This window comes from Saprospiraceae bacterium (assembly GCA_016715965.1).
Taxonomy (GTDB): domain Bacteria; phylum Bacteroidota; class Bacteroidia; order Chitinophagales; family Saprospiraceae; genus Vicinibacter.
In genome coordinates this window covers 2616865-2633514 of the sequence record JADJXG010000001.1, presented here as the reverse complement: position 1 = coordinate 2633514, position 16650 = coordinate 2616865, and the positions used below count along the sequence as shown (strand labels likewise).

The window sequence follows — 16650 nt, the reverse complement described above, 5'->3', positions numbered from 1 at the left end:
GGAAATTTATTGAAATATTTTATCGTACCATTTTGATACATCATCGCGTATGGAATCATAGTATTTATAAATAATTAACGCCAATTCAAAATCAGCTCTTTTAGCTTTATATTCATTCACGGTGAAGTAACCATAAAAATTACCTTCTTTGTCAACGACTACTGGTGGGTTTGAACCATAAGCATTCCATGGACAATTTGAATTATATTCATTTCCATATGTGCCATAGTCATTCCAGATAGAATTTGAGTTATAGTTATTTCCATATTTACCGTAATCATTCCATATTGAGTTTTGGTCATAGTTGCTACAGTTTAAGCAACCCAAATACACGTCATGGTTTTGTCCACCATATAAATGTAGAGTTTGAGTATAAGAAAAAATTGAACACAATAAAAAGAGAAAGGTGGTGAAAAGAGTTTTGTTCATTTTGTTAGAGTTTGTGTAAAGTTATAAAATTGCCCATAACGTTTTGCAGCTACCCGAAGGGCGGGACTTTTACCACAAAACTTGATTTGAAAAACTAATGTTTGATTAACCACAAAACTGTCTGCGAAGCACGAAACCCCGCCTTTTGGGTAGGTGCTGTTATAGCCAGTGGTTTTTGTCCACCGTCCTTGCAAACCATTGTCAGTATTGAGTTGTCGTGTCATTGAGTGTCGGCTGTGCGGTGCGTTTTTTATTTTTTTTTGAAGTGTTGGAAATTTTTTAAAAACAATTTTGTCATGGGTTGGCTTTGCAAGCTCTTTGACAAAGCTTTGGTCTGTGCGTTGGCTTGTGCGGCTTTGGCAATGTGCTTGCAAAATGCGTTGGCTATTCATTTCCTTCTATTGTATTAATTTCATCTTCTGTTAATTCGTAAATCTTGTATACTAAGTGATTTAATTGCTGTTTTAATTTTGTTACATCAGTTTCATTTCTTTTGCCTTCAATAATTTTTATAACAAGTGATTCAATTTTATTTTCTAAAGTTTTATCTTTTGGAAGTTTTATGGGAAGTTTCTTCAGGTGAATTCCTTTGATATATGGAAATACATCAGGATTGGTAATCATTTTTTTATTGAAGTAATATTCCAACATAGGTGAGTTTAGTAAGGCAGTAATAATTTTAAGATTTACTGTTTTACCTCTCTTTGGATACAAATTATAAATACTTTGGTCTGTGAAATATTTCTCATCATCAATAACTGCAATCAACCTATTACCAGTCTTTCGTACAAGAATCTTTTCCTTTTGGAGATAAACTGTTTCATCAGTATTACTGTGTAATTCCTCTTTGATGAAATTTATAAAAAGTTTATCAGGATAAATTGCAAAATTATCAATGTGTTTTCCTTGCAGGTATTTTTTATAATTAGAATTTACCTTTGATGATGAAAGAAACTTTTTTATACCATTTGCCACAATTCCAACATAAACTTCCAGATAATCATCCACAAATTCTGAATTCAATTCTATCTTTGAAATAATAATATCCTCATCTTCAGTTGTCTTTAAGTTTATAACGTAATCATTTGGCTCGTCATCCCAATTTTGTTGATTATATGTTTTTAAATCGTCAAGATTTGAAAAATCTAAATCACTTTTTCTGACTGCAATTGTGTCCAATTTTTTTGAATGTTGGTTAATCACATTCAGGATAATTGAATCTGTAACTGCTTCAAAAACCTTATTAGCAAAAGAAACGATTTGAGAAATATGATACTTTGTAACTAAATATTTTCTAATCTTCTTTAAATATTCATTTTGTAAAATAGTGCTTGGAATAATGAATGAAAGAGTACCCCCTTTTTTCAAAAGTTTAACTCCATTCTCTGTAAATAATGCGTAACTATTTACTTTATATTCAGCAGAATTGGGATATAAACTAATAAGTTGCTTTACCTCAGCATCACTTATATCTACAACCTCTTTTCCTTTGTAAGTAATATATGGAGGATTGCCAATCACTATATCAAATCCACTGGTCAAACCAAACATCCATTCGGGGTCAAACCAACGAGCAAAAGTATTCTGGTCGTAAGGGTCAAAAGCTACAATTTGTTTAGCTACAGATGTCTGCCATCCATCGCTTTCTAGCATTTTTGCAATTTCTTGTCTCAGTTTTTTATCCTGCTTTTGGTATTGCAGTTTTTCTTTTCGTGTGTTGGCTGTAAAGTATTTGTGGCGTAACTCTTTTAGTTCGGTTTCTTTTTCTTCAATCTGTGGGTTGCGTAAAAGGGTTTGTGCTGGTTTGTCTAGGCTTATCAAAGTATTAGCTGCCACAAACTTTGTTTCCAAATTTGGTAAACTTCTTATTCCAAAATTTTCCTTTTTCTCTTGTTTGTTTTGGTCAATAATTAAGGAGATGAAAAAACGCAATTTGGAAATCTGCACAGCAATAGGTTGTATGTCTATACCGTAAATACAATTTTCAATTAAATACAATTTACGTCCGTAATCACTAGCGTTGTTTTCAAATACATCGTTTATTTCATTCAGCCGTTTTCCTCTTTCTTCTTTGTCGCCAATTTTAAAAGCAGTTTCCGTTTCTTCCATTGCTTTTTGGCGTTGCAAGGCTTTCCAATGTTTGTTATCAGCGTCTAATTTTTGCAGTAAATGAACCATCTTATGTAAAATACCCATTGGGTATGCACCCGAGCCGCAGGCAGGGTCTAATATTTTACAATTATTAATGCCTTCTATTAGGTCTTTGGTTTCTTGTTCATCAAAAGGATTTGGCGTTTCAGCATAAGAAATCAAATCTCTTAACCTTGTTTCAAAATCCTCGCTTTCGTTCTTTACATTTTGTTTGATGTATTCCAATAGCGATTCATCCACCATATAGTTTACAATCTCTCTTGGCGTATAAAAACTACCTGTTTGTTTTCTTGCAGTGGTTTGGGTTTCTGGGTTGTAGCTTGCCAATAAGTTTTCAAATACTTTACCCAATAATTCAGGGTCGAGAGCAATTTCTTCTTCAATAGGTGTGTTTTCTGCAACGGTAAATTTGTAACTCTCCAACAGATTAATTAATCCTCTTGATTTGTAGGTTTTATTTCGTGTGCCGTAAATTTCATTCAGGTCAACTTCTTTTTCTTCACCAAAGAAAATATAATCGGGAACGCTGGCTTGTTTCTTCGGGTTGCGGCTAAAACCATCTACATAAACAATTTTGCCTTCTTCGTTTGGCTTGTCCAAACAGTCAAACAAACCACCGTTTAAGAAAGGAACATCTTTAAACAATTGCATTGCATCCTTTTCGGATATATTGAAAAGGTCAGCATAACGGAACAGGTTTTTTACTCCGTATTCTTCACCATTTGTTTTGATATTCCCACCATCTTTTGCAAATTTTCTTTCATCCATTTTTTGATTCAGTGTTCCAAAAAACAGGTTTTGTAAAATGGCGTGGTAATAGTTTTGCGATTTTTTGTTCTTGTTGAAGTCTTTCAGAATTTTATCTAAGTGTGCTTTATTGAACAAAGCATTTGGCACCAGCGATTTTTCTTTGATGAACCAAATAAATACTACCCGAGTAATTAAACGAATGAGGTTGGTGGCATTGCGAACATCTTTCTTTTTTTCCAAATCGTCAGGAAACGTAACGTTTTCCATTGCCCAGAAATACCAGTTTGCCAAATCCTGAAAGAACTTTTTGTTAAGGATATTTACATCTAAAACCTGCAACCAATGTTGGTGCAATTGGTCGTAATTGGTAACGCCAACAGGTTTCACCAAGTCTAATAAAATGCGTTCATGTCCTGCGTGGGTAGTTTCAGTATGTATATCACGAAGGATAATTACTTTGCCTGCCTTTTCTCCTTGTCGCCAGTTTTGTTTGTATTTAAAGCGTTCGCTAATGGCTATTGAAAAACACGCTTCGTTTCCTGTTTTGTATTTCAAAACCAAAGCCACAGGCATTTTCTGACTGATACGGTTGAAGGTTCTTGTAAGGTCTGATATTTCGGTTCGGGTTGGTTGTTTGCTAAGTTCTAAAGCAAAAAGCATTAAGCCGTCATAGTTTTTGTCGCCTTGTTGTAATGCTTCTTTGTAGGAATAGTTTACATCAAACATTCCGGTGGCTTGAAAAACGGTGTTGTCAATTATTCCAATGAAATAAGTTTTGCCAATAGTTTTAAAAGTATCGTTGTCTTTGTAATGCTGCTTTAGCAAATCCTTTACAGGCAATGGCTCGGCTGTATTGGAGTTTAGTTTTATACCCAACTGTTGAAACAGATTGGCGGCTGCTTCAAAAAGATTGGCTGTATTGAATATGTTTAGTTTCATTGTTTACTTATTAGAAATTACAAACCAATTGATTAAATCGAAATTCTCACTCTTGAATTTATCTTCCAGTTTCTTTTGTTCGGGTGATATTTTCTTGGGTGTTACATCGCCAGTAAACAAATCCTGAATTTGGTTTACCGCAACTGGTGTTGTTTGTGATTTTACCCAAGTGCCAACAGCAGCAGCCAGTTTATCTAAAACAGCTTGGTCTCCTTTGTCAATATTATTGGGAACATAACGGGCTTCCAATTTGTGATTCCGAAGCAAGGTTAAAATTTCCTGATTGTTATTTAATACCAACTTTCCGCTTTTACCATCATCAATACTTTGATGTAATAGATGAATTTCATCGTAAACGTGGTCTATTTTTTCATCAGGTCTTTTCGGATAACCCAAAACCGCCACAATGCTGTCAGGCATTGTTTTCCATTTTGTGTTAGGTCTGAATTTAAAACCTGTGAAAACTCCGTTTGGTATTTTCTTGAAAAACTCTTCGTTCTTTTTGAAGAACTCAAATAATTCTTGTCTGAACTGCTCCAATGAAAGGTCATTCAATCCAAGTGTTTCGTCACTTACTTCCACATCATCCCAAGTAACTTGTAACTGTTCCAGCATTTTTTGGGCTTGCTTTGGCAACAATGGATTTTCTTCAACCATTCGTTGAAACTCAGGTGTCATTTTGTCGTCCAGCTCGGTTCCCACTACACTCATCAAAGCCATTCGGTTTTCTACTCTCGATTTTAGTCGTAAGTAATCTTCATAGTTTTTGCCTGGCCAAAAATTGATTCCTTTTATAGTTTTATTTGGTGAGCCAATACGGTCAATACGTCCCATTCGCTGAATAAGTCGTACTGGATTCCAGTGAATATCATAGTTTACAACCGTGTCGCAATCTTGTAAGTTTTGTCCTTCACTTAAACAGTCGGTAGCAATCAATACATCAATTGGGTTATCAATTTTCTTTAGTGTTGCTTTATCGTGTTTGGTAATTAGTTCAAGCCACTTTTCATAAGGCACTTTCCATTTGTCGGCTTCTTTGTAATCTTCTGAAAGGTTTGCTTTTTCATAAAGTTCCGACCAGTCTTTTTCATTGTATAGTTTAGTGAAAGGAGCAAAGCGTTCCAAAATAGGTTCAAACTTGTCGCCTGAATATCCGTCAAAAGTTTCGCTGATAGAACCTGAAACAAAAGCCACATTTTTAAATCCTTTCTTCTTCAATTCATCGTAAAGGAATTTTGCTGTGTCTTTGAACACAGTGAAAACCAAAACTTTTTTATTGTCCGATTTTTTTTGTTTGGTTGTGATATGCTCAATCAGTTTATTGAGTTTATCATCATCGGCTTTTCCAGCAACAAACTCTGCTTCATACTTTACAAGGCTGTTTTTGAGATTGGTTAATTTGGTTACATCAGCTTCCAAATGTTTTTTGAAAAGGTCAATGTTAGTGATAGAAGAAAGCGGAATTGGATTTTTCTTTCCAAGTGTAATTGGTTGGTCGTTTTCGGCTTCAATCTCTGCTGCTGTCTCGTCAATTTCTTCTTGTTCTTCTTCTGTAAAATCATCTTCTAATGAACTGTCTGTTTGATTTTTGATAAACAGATTTACTTTGTCTAATGCGTTAATGTGATGATTCAAAATATTTTCAACGGTGCTTTTGAATGAAAACCAACTCGATTCCAAGCGTTTCATCAAAAGGATATACATCATTTTTACCAAGAATTTTTCACGTTGTTTTGGGTTTTCCAAAACACTTTCCACTTTCAAATCTTTGATGTATTCCGAAGGGCGATAAGCCGTTAGGTTTACTCGTAAAGCATTTAGAATATCATCAAATGATTTGAGGTCGCCTAAGTTTTCGGGTGTGATGTATTCATTAATTGGGTCGTCTTTTTTCGGGAAATTCATTTCTCCGAATTCACCTTCAATTAGTTTTCTTGTCCTTGCCACAATTAAAGCATCAGTGAGCTTCTCAAATTTTTGTGGAAGTTTAGCAATGAAGTCTGCAATTTTTCTATCGTCAAGGTCAGACCATTCGCTAAAGTCTTTTTGTGCTGTTCTGAAAATGTTTTCAAGGCTGTCAATTTCTAAATCGGTATTTTTAAAACCGTTGTCTTGCCCTTTGGTCATTAATTTAAACTGATTACGAATGTCCATCAGTTTGTTGTTGATTGGTGTTGCGGAAAGGTGTAAAACCTTTACATCACGATTTGTTTTTTCGGGCAACAAAACATTGTCAACAAAGAATTTATATCGGGAAGATTTATCGTTTCTTAAATTGTGACTTTCATCAATTACCAAAAGCAGTTTTTGTTTTCGTTGCAATTTGGAAAGTGGAAAGTCTGGATAGTTATTGGTTAGTCTTTCGTCTTGAAAGTCTGTGTGGTTTCTTACATAGTATTCAATTTCGTCTTTCTCAAATCTTGAACCTCTGTGTGATTGATATTGCTCCCAGTTGTTACGAAGTTTTTTAGGACAAAATAAAACAACGGTGTAGCCCTTAATTTCAAAATATTTCATTACCGCCAATGCAGTCCAAGTTTTACCTAAACCAACTGCATCAGCTAAAATTGCTCCATTGAATTTTTGAAGCATTTTAATCAAACTAATTGCTCCTTTTTGTTGGTAGGAGAAAAGCGTTTTGTAAATGATGGTTTCTTCTAAGTGTGCAATTTCACGTTTGAACTCTGCATCACCAGAAAGTTCCATTAAATCATCCTTGAAAAGTTCGTAAAGAACTTTGTAGTAAAGGTCGTGAGGTGTGTATTCTTTGAAAAGGTTTTTAATCAATTCAATGATGTGTTGCTTTACTTCAACTTTAGTTTTGTCAGGTAAATCGATTTTTTCAAGTGCAACATTTTCCCATTGGTGTTTGAACCATTTTTTTAATTCTTTATAGTCGTTGTTGTCGCCTGTCGATGCTGTGTTTAATTCAATGTTGCTGCTCTCTTTAATTCCAAGACCTGCGTCTGTTAGGTTTGAACTGCCAATGATGTGAAAGTTCTTTCTTGAATCTTTGTCGTTGTAGATATAAGTTTTTGCGTGGCAAAAATTCCGTTGAATTGATTTTACTAAAACCTTGTCTTGTTGCAAAAACTCAACTGCTTTTTGAGCTGCTGCACTCAAAGAAAGTGTCCCGCTTATACTTGTGTTGCCGTTAAGCAGGTCAATTACTTTATTTAATTGTGCTTCGTCCTGCATTAAATTACCCAAAATCAGTCTGAATTTTTCTGCTTGGTTAATGTCGTCTTTCATTAAAGCCAAAGCATTAACAGAAAAGAAACCTGTCACAAGGTCAAGTCCACCGCTTTCAGTGTAGTTTTTAATGAAGTCAAACACTTTATAGTGGTCGCTGTCTTCTGTCTTGGTTTTATTATCTAATAGCATTAATTGTCTGTTAAAATGATGTCGTGAATATCGTAATTTATTTCTATAGGTGCGTTGGCAAAAAATGGCTCTTTTGGTTTTGCGAAGGGTCGGCTTGTGTGTCGGGCAAAACCAAATGTGCCATTTGTGCGGCTGGCTAAAATTGTTTTTAAAAAAGTGCGGTGGGGAAAAAAATAAAAAAAATCGGGTCGGCTTGAGTGTCGGCTTAATTGCTGTCCCGTTTGAATATGGTCTGTATGTTTTTGGTCACCTGTCAAAATGGTTTGTCTTTGTTTTAATGTTTAAATTTTGGTCGGTCAGTCGTCTTTGGAACGGTCGTCCTACCATTGGCTATAACTTACTTATCTCCGCAACAAAAATATATTCTTATTGCGGTTTTTTAGAGATTTCTGTTCTGTATTTTATTAAGACATCCAACGGGCTAACGACATTTTCTATGCTGGCTGTGGTGATATGGGTGTAGATCATCGTTGTTTTGATGTCTTTGTGGCCCAGTAACTCTTTGATGTAGGGGAGCTGGGTTCCTGAATCCAATAGGTGCGTTGCATAACAATGTCTGAGCGTATGGGGAGTGACCCGCTTGTTGATGCATGCTTTGGAAGCGGCTTTTTTTACGATTTCCTGGACCGAACGCTCAGCATATTGCCGATGGGCTTGCTGCCCCTCAAACAACCAGTACTTTGGCTTATATTCATGGACATAGAGGGACAATATACCTTTAAACTCCTGACTCAAATTGACGTATCGGTCTTTCTTTCCCTTCCCGCTTTTTATAAAAAGCTGATTGCGGTCCCACAAAACATCCTCAAGTCGTAAGTTAAGCAACTCAGATAGTCTTAGTCCATGCCCGTATAAGGCGAATAGGATGGTACAATGCTTGAGGTTTTCAGTGGACCGGATTAGCCTGTCCACTTCTTCCACACTTAAGACCTTTGGCAGCAACAATGCTTTTCTTGGCCTCTTGATCCTTTCTATCTTAAAATCTGCCAGGAAAACCACTTTTTCATAATAGAATTTTATGGCGTTGATCAGGGTATTGATCAGGGAATCCGAAACTTTCTTTTGACTAATTTCCGCCAGGTAGGCATTCACTTCCTCTACAGTGATCTCATTGCATTTTTTCGGTTGGATTGCTTTGGAAAATTGAATAAACTTTCCATAGTATTCCTTCACGGTATGTCCACTATACCTTTCTCTTATTAAAGCATCTAAATAAGTCTCTGCAAAAGGCTTTAATTCAGAAGAACTCCTTGCCAACAAATGTTTCCTTAGCTCCAGGTAACTGGTTGTTTTTTGGATAGCCTTGCCAGAATACAACTTATTGATGATTATGGTTTTTTGCGATGTGTAATGATCCAGGATCCTCTTCAGGATTTGTTCTTCATGGGGCACGACCCAAAACTTGCGACCTGCATGATAGCTCCTCTCCGGAATGTGTTTGACAAAGTCAATGTCCACGCCATCGCCGCTCAACTGCAGCAATATCTTCTCCGGAAATTCAGGACTTTGATAAAGGATGCATTTGGGCGGGTTGCTGATTAAGCTGATTTGCTTTTTCCAAACATCCAACTGAGTTTGAGAAATAAGCTCTAAATCCCTGTAGATAAATTCCAGGTTTTCCAAATTCGCCCTGAGGACCCAATTCTGATATCTGTGGTTCCAATAAGCTTTTGGCAATGTTTTGATCTTATCCAAATGGGAGCCAGTCAGCTTTCCCGATATAAAGAAAAAAGGATGAAAATACCTGAGATGAGTACCTGACTGGTCTGCTGCCTTCTCCATACACACGCGAGGCACATCAGCTTGTTTTTTTTCGGCATGGTCACTTATAGGCTGTGTATCGCCAGTGGTTCCGAAATCATCGATCTGGTATTTTAAGCCTGTTCTGAGAAAGGCCTGCCACGATAGTTTATCATAATCGATGTACCAGGCTCTGTTTGAATAACTATATTTCGCAGAACTGATCCTTTTAATTTTATTGATCGCCACTAAATCATCATCAAAATCAAGAAATATTTGCCATTTGTCTTTGTGCATTTTTTTGGATACCCTGATCATAGCTTTACAATTTTAGCAAAAATAGAATTACAGGACAAAAAAAATACGTTTATGTAGTTAAAATTCAAATATTTACAAACTTAATCGTAAGTCAACCGTTGACTTTTTGATGGAAAGATCTTGTTCTGAATTTTCAATGTTTTCAATCCTCAAACATTATGAGAAAATGTAAAATGTGCCCTTCCATTCTGGTGGGTAGGTCCGATAAAATATTCTGCTCTGCAAAATGCAAAACCTCCTACCATGAAAAACTATCCAAAGTAACTCTGCAGGCCAGCTTCCACATAGACAAAATCCTGCATCGCAATCGATCCATTCTTCTTGAAATCCTTGGAAAAAATATCCACTACAAAAAAATCAACCGCTCTATTTTAGATGCCAAAAAGTTTAACTGGCAGTACATCACTTCCTATCATATCAACACCCAAAAGAAATTTGTAAACTATGTCTACGATTTTTCATGGATGATTTTCTCAGATCAGGAAGTGGTCATCAAACGAATTTCAAAATCTTAAGCTTTAAAAAATTAAATGGCTTCGCCGTCGTCCATCATTGATTTTTGTATCTAAAAGATTAATGGACAGTATGTTATAGCTTGTCTGATGTTGGCATAGGGATCAAAATCGCCCCGGCCAAATGCTGTGTCAAATATAGTGAAACGATGGAAACTTAAACAAAAAAAATTACATCCCTCTTTATGCGATCCAAGCCTCAGCGTGAATTGCCTGAAATAGCCTTCAGCTATTGTTCTTTCTGCGGCTTCATCTGTGGAAACAACAGCACCTCCTGTATGGCTTCCTGTCCGGTGAGCAGCATGGTGAGTCTGTCAATGCCTATGCCCAATCCGGATGTCGGTGGCATGCCATATTCCAGTGCCTGCAAAAAATCCTCGTCCAGCATCATCGCCTCCTCGTCTCCCCTCTCAGCCAACTTAAGCTGCTCCTCAAACCGCTGCCTCTGGTCGATCGGGTCGTTGAGTTCTGTGTATGCATTGGCGATTTCCTTGCCGTTGATGTATAATTCAAACCGCTCCACCAATCCTTCTTTGCTCCGGTGTTTTTTGGCCAGCGGCGTCATCTCGATCGGATAATCGGTGATGTAGGTGGGCTGGATCAAATGCTCTTCCACCAATTCACCAAAGATCTCATCGATCAGTTTTCCCTTTCCCATCGAATCATCCAATTCGATGTGTTTTGTCCTGCAAAATGCGCGAAGTTCCTCTTCTGATTTTCCTTCCACATCAAAGCCTGTGTATTCCCGGATGGCTTCATACATGCTCAGCCTTCGGAATGGTTTTTTGAAATGGATTACATTTTTTCCAATGGTAGATTCTGAATGTCCGTTGATCTGTAGGATTACTTTTTCCAACATATCCTCCACCATTTCCATCATCCAGAGATAGTCCTTGTATGCAATGTAGATTTCTACGGAAGTGAACTCAGGATTGTGGGTCCGGTCCATGCCTTCGTTGCGAAACATCTTGCCAAATTCATAGACCCCATCAAATCCCCCAACGATGAGCCTTTTCAGATACAACTCATTGGCGATCCTCAGAAAAAGCGGCATATCCAGGGCATTGTGGTGGGTCTTAAAGGGTCTTGCCGCCGCGCCGCCGTGAATGCTCTGCAACACAGGGGTCTCCACTTCCAGCCATCCGTGTGCGTCAAAATAAGCCCGCATTCCGGAAATAAGTTTTGCCCTCTTTACAAAAATATCTTTTACAAATGGATTGACGATCAGATCGACATATCTTTTTCGATAGCGCGCTTCGGGATCCAGAAAAGCATCGTGCACCTTACCGTCGGCATCCACCTTTACCACCGGAAGTGGGTGCAGGGATTTTGCCAAAAAATGAAATGCCCTTACATGCACCGTCAATTCTCCGGTCTGTGTGGTGAAGGCATATCCTTCAATGCCCACAAAATCACCGATATCACACAATTTCTTAAAAGGGTGTTGTACAAACTCTTGTCCTCACCGGGACAAAGTTCATCTCTGTTGAGGTAAATCTGAATTCTGCCGGTGCTGTCCTGCAGTTCTGCAAAGGCGGCCTTTCCCATGATGCGCTTCATCATCAGACGACCTGCGAGGGTCACGGAAGCAAACTCCTCGGGATGGTCTGCAAATCTTTCTCTGATCCGGGCAGCGTGGGTGTTGACGGGAAATTCAGCGTGTGGATAGGGCTCTATGCCCAGGGCACGTATTTCTTCCAGATACTGTCTTCGGATTATTTCCTGCTCGCTCAAATGGGACATTGCATATTGAATTAGGTCGGCAAAGATACAGGAGTTTTGAGTTCTAAGTTCCAAAGTCTCCAAACGGCTTGTCCCCAGGCAAGTTGGCGGAAAGTGGGTGAAGGAGTTTTAAGTGTATTACTCCGCTCCAAAGAATAAAAAACTGAACGCTTATCAGGAATCCATTAAAAATTCACCTGTGCCTGCAGGCGGATTAGCCTGCCGGTCTGGAGGTTGTCCTGCAGGATAAAATCTTCAAATCTGCGGCTGGACAAGGTGTACATCGCCACCAGTTCAAACTGTCTGAAGGGCTGCCACTCCAATCCGATCTCCAGTTCTTTGACCAAATAGGCGCGTGCATCGCGCTCGTGTTTTTTACCTCCGTCATAATACTGGGCACGCACAAAGGGTACAATCGTTTGGCCTTTGTGATGCATCATGTAATTGACCGTGATAAATCCTCCGTGGAGGCGACTCAATTCGATGGAGTCGGTCTCCTTGTTGAAACGGGGTCCCTCTCCAAAATTGTATTCTGCCAAGATTCCGATGGGTTTGCTGTACAACACAAAGCTGGCGGCCACGCGTCTATCGCTGTATGTTTTATTCACCACTGATTTTACTCCTGAGGAGAGCTGGTCAGAGGCAATGGTAAAATGGCCCGTGTGCGCCTGAATGCCGGGCTCGATCAGCTGATTGCCAATTTTGATTGGCAAACTAAGCCTGGTGACAAAATGTTTTTTGTTGTTTAACTCGGGTTTGTTGGCGGTCTGACCGTTGTAGGCTCCAAAGGCGAAGATGCCGTAATCACCGGAGCCTTTGAGGCCCTCACTGACGAGACTGGAAAACAGTTTTCTGTATTTTTTGGGAGCCCAGTAAAAGAACACGCCGTGATCCCGCTCATTGGCCACTGCACTGTTGGTGGCGTCCGCGCGGTCGAGCGGGAGTCGGTTTTGACTGGACTGCAAATTCTCAAATCCAAATGGCACCTTGCTCTGCCCGATTCTAAAACGAAATTCATTGTTGGGATCGATTCCCACATCAAAATACATGTCCCTCACCTGACCAAAATGCAATCCTGTGCTGCTGGCCGAACTCGCAAAATCGGGTTGGAAATAGTAATACACTCTTTTGCCAATCTGCCCGTAGATGATCATCCGCAGTCGCCGGATAAAGACCCCTCCGTTATTGCCCCAGGAGCGGTCGCATTGCTCGCAATTCAAAGAAGGATTGGTCTCCAGAAAGCGGTTGTACCGGATCTGGGTATAGCCTCTGATGGAAACAGACTCGTACCATTTTGGGGCGGGAGTTGGTTTCACTTCTTTTGAGATGCTGTCGTTGGCAGATTGTGCGGAACCAAAGTGGACAAAACTTAGGGTCAGGGAAAGGCAAAATAGGAAGCGCATGACTTTAAAAAATTGCTACGTTAATTTGACCGCAATATTAAGTCAGTGTTAAAAAATTGTATATTAAGAAATTATGAAGTTTTAAAGCCCATCCGCGGCTTGTCGAACGCCTTTCTGCGCTCCGACTCTTGCGACAGATCCTTCAGGTCTTCCGCCATGATCAGGTTTTTATCAAGTCCTTCGAGTTCGGTGGAGGATAGGTTGGACAACCTGATATTCTGAAGTTTGATGGTCTCCTGAACAATGGATCGAATGGTGCGCGCATTGCCAAAATACTTGTCTTTGGTTCTGTGGAGATTGTCCAAATAGGCATGCAATAAGCCTTTTGCGGCATCCTCCAGATCGAAAAACTGATCGCCAAACATTTTTAAGGCAATGTCCATCAATTCCTGGGTGGTATAATCTTCAAATTTGAGAATTCTGTCGAATCGACTGTTCAGTCCCGGGTTTGACTTGAGAAAATGCTCCATGGGTTCGGTGTAACCGGCCACAAAAACAAAAAACTGGCCTCGCTGATCTTCCATGCGTTTGAGAAGTGTTTGAATGACTTCTCCGGAATAATCACCGTGGCCGGCCTGGCTTTGGGTCAATGAATACGCTTCATCGATAAACAAAACTCCGCCTATGGACTCCTCTATTTTTTCAGCTGTTTTAATGGCTGACTGACCGATGTATCCGGCCACCAATCCCTGTCTGTCTGTTTCTACCGTATGTCCTCTTTCCAGTATTCCAAGTGATTTGAATATTTTGGCCAATATCCTTGCGACCGTGCTTTTGCCGGTGCCCGGATTGCCCAGAAAGACTGTGTGAAGGGAATACTGGTTGAGCACTTCCTTTCCGGATCTTTGCTGATATTGTACAATCTGCACCAGATCGTGGATGTCTTTTTTTACCTGCGAAATGCCAATCAGGCCATGGAGTTCGAGCAAGGCCTCATCCAGCAGTTTTTGATCCACCGGAATGGCCGGTCTGAGTTTCATCGGCTCCAGCTGTATGTTGGTCACATCCTCCATGGTCACTTCGCTGAGGGCCTCCGCGTCCAGTTCAGCCGCAGTGCCGGATGAAATCAAACGAATGCCAAGATTGATTTTGGCCTTGTCCACCAAATCAAACACAAAGCGCGCGTTTCCAAAATTGCTGTTGCGGTTGCGATACGCATTGAGAATCATATTCTTCAAGGCTTCAAATGCATCGCTGCGGAAAATCAAACCTTTTTCCAAAGAGGCGAATTCTGCGATCTGATACAGTTGCTGTGGCAAATAATCGGGAAACTCATAATACAATTTGATTCTGCTTTTCATGCCGGGATTGGAATCCAAAAAATATTTCATCTCCTTGGGATATCCAGCCATGATGATGGCAATATCTCCCGGGCCATTGGACATTTCCTTTACCAATATCTCGATCACTTCTCTGCCAAAATCTTTAGAATCATCGTGGGTCCTTGCCAGGGCATAGGCTTCATCAATAAACAAAACCCCGCCCCTCGCCTTCTCAATGACTTCTTTCACTTTTGGAGCGGTCTGGCCAATGTACTCACCCACCAGTTCAGCGCGATCGGCTTCGTACACATGTCCTTTGGACAAAACGCCCATTTTTTTATAGAGCAATCCCATCATATTGGCCACCGTGGTTTTGCCGGTGCCGGGATTGCCAAAAAAGATGGAATGCAATAGAATCTGATCATTTTCTACGATGCCCTTTTCTTTCCGGAGATTCAGATATTGGATGTATTGGGCGTGTTCGTTGACCTTTCTCTTGACTTCTTCCAGACCAATCAAACGATCCAAATCTTTGAGCACTTCTGTAAAGCTCCGCTGATCTTCCTTTGTTTCAGTCAGGACCACCGGTTGGTTGGTATGGGGTAAAGTAATCATTGGGATGCCCTCCTCAAACTCGTCGTCCACTGCAAAGGACATCACTCCCAGTAATTCATCCATGAAAACCAGTTCAAGGGTAAAATTTCCTTCCCACCAGGAACCTTTCACATTGCTTCCCCATCCTGCGGTGATCGAGATTTCAGTATCTTCTTTCTTGACGGGCACGAGACGCACCAGTTGACCCTTCAGCTCCCTCGCTTCATTGTGAAATTTGATAAATAATTCGCATTGCCAATTCGGTTGCAGGCATTTGTTTTTAAGAACTACTTCAGCATAAATATACCGGGTCTCTTCTGCATGAAAAGTTTTGTAGTAGACCCTTTCCTGCTCGGGTAAGTCGTCAAATGGCCCTTCGTAAAGTCTCAGGCTCTGCAACTCCAGGTATGGGTTTTGATCATCCTCATAGGCACCTCCCGGATCTTCGATGTAGAAAAATCGGGTGGCCACTTTTTCTCCATCGATCCAGGCTTCCCAGCAATAGGTTCCCTTTTTCCAAAAGGATCCTTCTTTTTTATTGCCCCAGCCCTCGCGGACATAAACCTGGTTTTCAAATTTTGAAATCTTTCTTTTGAAATTTAAATTACAGATTTCTTTTTTGGTCTTTGTGAGATTGAAACATTTGAGTTCAAAATCCGCTTCCCAAAAATCCTTGTCAAACCATTTGTTGATAAATGACAACTCTGCATAAATATAGGTCACATCAAATCTGTCAAATACCTGCCGGTATTTTTTCTTATTATCGGCCAGCCACTCCGTAGATGCATAAACCTTTAACTCTTTAAACTTGTATTTTTTGGGTTCATTGGGTCTGCTTACTTCTTCCATCTGCACATTCCGTTAAGGTGTTATTCATCCAATTCAAAAACCAACTTGTTCCAGGCAAATCAACCTCCGCAAAAAGTCTTAAACTTCTTGATATAAACCTCCCAGATGTCCTTTTGTTCCTGGACCTCGTCGTCGTCACAATAATCGGTCACTTCGAGAATGGTCTCATTTGTGATCGGGGTTTTGTAAATTCTGAACTGCAAATACTCATCCGGTCTATCGTGCCAGACATATTGCACCAGTTCATCTTCAATATCGATGGCCAATTTTGCGCTTTCCTCGTCACCGTCCCATGAAAAAGTATATTCATCTCCCACATTATCCACCTGGTCACAAAACCAACGGATGATGGCGGTCGGTTGTGTGACAAAAAGATAGATGATGGAGGGCGATGCTTTAAACATAAATTCTGTCTGGAAAGAAACTCTGGCCATACAATTATATTGATCAAGTAAAGAAAAACAAGACTTAAAGACGGGCAATATTAACTTGTTTCCTGATTTTTTCGATTATTTATGAACTTTTTTTGACGAGAATTCATTAATAGGGTTGTTTTGGTCAAATAGCTGAATGGATGTCAAATCATCCAATCGTATG

At 39.6% G+C, this 16650-nt stretch carries 9 protein-coding genes and 1 pseudogene; 1 reads left to right on the top strand and 9 read right to left on the bottom strand.

The features are described 5' to 3' along the window. Positions 1 to 6: 6 nt before the first annotated feature. From IPM48_09875 to IPM48_09855, 5 genes are all read right to left on the bottom strand, one after another. A complete protein-coding gene (locus IPM48_09875; protein ID MBK9271896.1) occupies positions 7 to 429 on the bottom strand; it encodes a hypothetical protein in 423 nt (140 codons plus the stop codon). After that, the gene (locus IPM48_09870; protein ID MBK9271895.1) at positions 426 to 623 is read right to left on the bottom strand and encodes a hypothetical protein; all 198 of its coding nucleotides are present in this window, start codon (positions 621 to 623) and stop codon (positions 426 to 428) included. Before IPM48_09870 ends, IPM48_09875 begins: the two co-directional genes overlap by 4 nt. A 190-nt stretch (positions 624 to 813) precedes the next feature. Next, on the bottom strand, positions 814 to 4269 hold the full coding sequence (locus IPM48_09865; protein ID MBK9271894.1) for an N-6 DNA methylase: 3456 nt from the start codon (positions 4267 to 4269) through the stop codon (positions 814 to 816). A gap of 3 nt (positions 4270 to 4272) precedes the next feature. After that, positions 4273 to 7653, bottom strand: coding sequence for a DEAD/DEAH box helicase family protein (locus tag IPM48_09860; protein ID MBK9271893.1), 3381 nt, complete (start codon positions 7651 to 7653; stop codon positions 4273 to 4275). 366 nt (positions 7654 to 8019) lie between these two features. Next, positions 8020 to 9711 carry a tyrosine-type recombinase/integrase gene (locus tag IPM48_09855; protein MBK9271892.1) on the bottom strand — a complete coding sequence of 564 codons (1692 nt, stop codon included), beginning with the start codon at positions 9709 to 9711 and terminating at the stop codon, positions 8020 to 8022. A gap of 158 nt (positions 9712 to 9869) precedes the next feature. Between IPM48_09855 and IPM48_09850 the strand changes: the two genes are divergently transcribed. Next, complete coding sequence (locus IPM48_09850) at positions 9870 to 10226, top strand: hypothetical protein (protein MBK9271891.1); 357 nt, start codon at positions 9870 to 9872, stop codon at positions 10224 to 10226. A 226-nt stretch (positions 10227 to 10452) separates the two neighbouring features. Here IPM48_09850 and lysS read toward each other — a convergent pair. From lysS to IPM48_09830, 4 genes and pseudogenes are all read right to left on the bottom strand, one after another. Beyond that, positions 10453 to 11966 (bottom strand): annotated as a pseudogene (gene lysS / locus IPM48_09845) (lysine--tRNA ligase). Positions 11967 to 12130: 164 nt separating this feature from the next. After that, positions 12131 to 13348: a porin gene (locus tag IPM48_09840; protein ID MBK9271890.1), complete on the bottom strand. Its 1218-nt coding sequence runs from the start codon at positions 13346 to 13348 to the stop codon at positions 12131 to 12133. Positions 13349 to 13419: 71 nt separating this feature from the next. Then, positions 13420 to 16053: an AAA family ATPase gene (locus tag IPM48_09835; protein MBK9271889.1), complete on the bottom strand. Its 2634-nt coding sequence runs from the start codon at positions 16051 to 16053 to the stop codon at positions 13420 to 13422. A gap of 59 nt (positions 16054 to 16112) precedes the next feature. Further along, entirely contained in the window at positions 16113 to 16487 is a 375-nt protein-coding gene (locus tag IPM48_09830; GenBank protein ID MBK9271888.1) for an activator of HSP90 ATPase 1 family protein, read from the bottom strand. Positions 16488 to 16650 lie beyond the last annotated feature (163 nt).

Excerpts from the sequence above, each read along its gene's own strand:
- IPM48_09875 (MBK9271896.1), bottom strand. The coding sequence starts at position 429 with ATGAACAAAACTCTTTTCACCACCTTTCTCTTTTTATTGTGTTCAATT.
- IPM48_09865 (MBK9271894.1), bottom strand. The coding sequence starts at position 4,269 with ATGAAACTAAACATATTCAATACAGCCAATCTTTTTGAAGCAGCCGCC.
- IPM48_09860 (MBK9271893.1), bottom strand. The coding sequence starts at position 7,653 with ATGCTATTAGATAATAAAACCAAGACAGAAGACAGCGACCACTATAAA.
- IPM48_09855 (MBK9271892.1), bottom strand. The coding sequence starts at position 9,711 with ATGATCAGGGTATCCAAAAAAATGCACAAAGACAAATGGCAAATATTT.
- IPM48_09850 (MBK9271891.1), top strand. The coding sequence starts at position 9,870 with ATGAGAAAATGTAAAATGTGCCCTTCCATTCTGGTGGGTAGGTCCGAT.
- IPM48_09840 (MBK9271890.1), bottom strand. The coding sequence starts at position 13,348 with ATGCGCTTCCTATTTTGCCTTTCCCTGACCCTAAGTTTTGTCCACTTT.
- IPM48_09835 (MBK9271889.1), bottom strand. The coding sequence starts at position 16,053 with ATGGAAGAAGTAAGCAGACCCAATGAACCCAAAAAATACAAGTTTAAA.
- IPM48_09830 (MBK9271888.1), bottom strand. The coding sequence starts at position 16,487 with ATGGCCAGAGTTTCTTTCCAGACAGAATTTATGTTTAAAGCATCGCCC.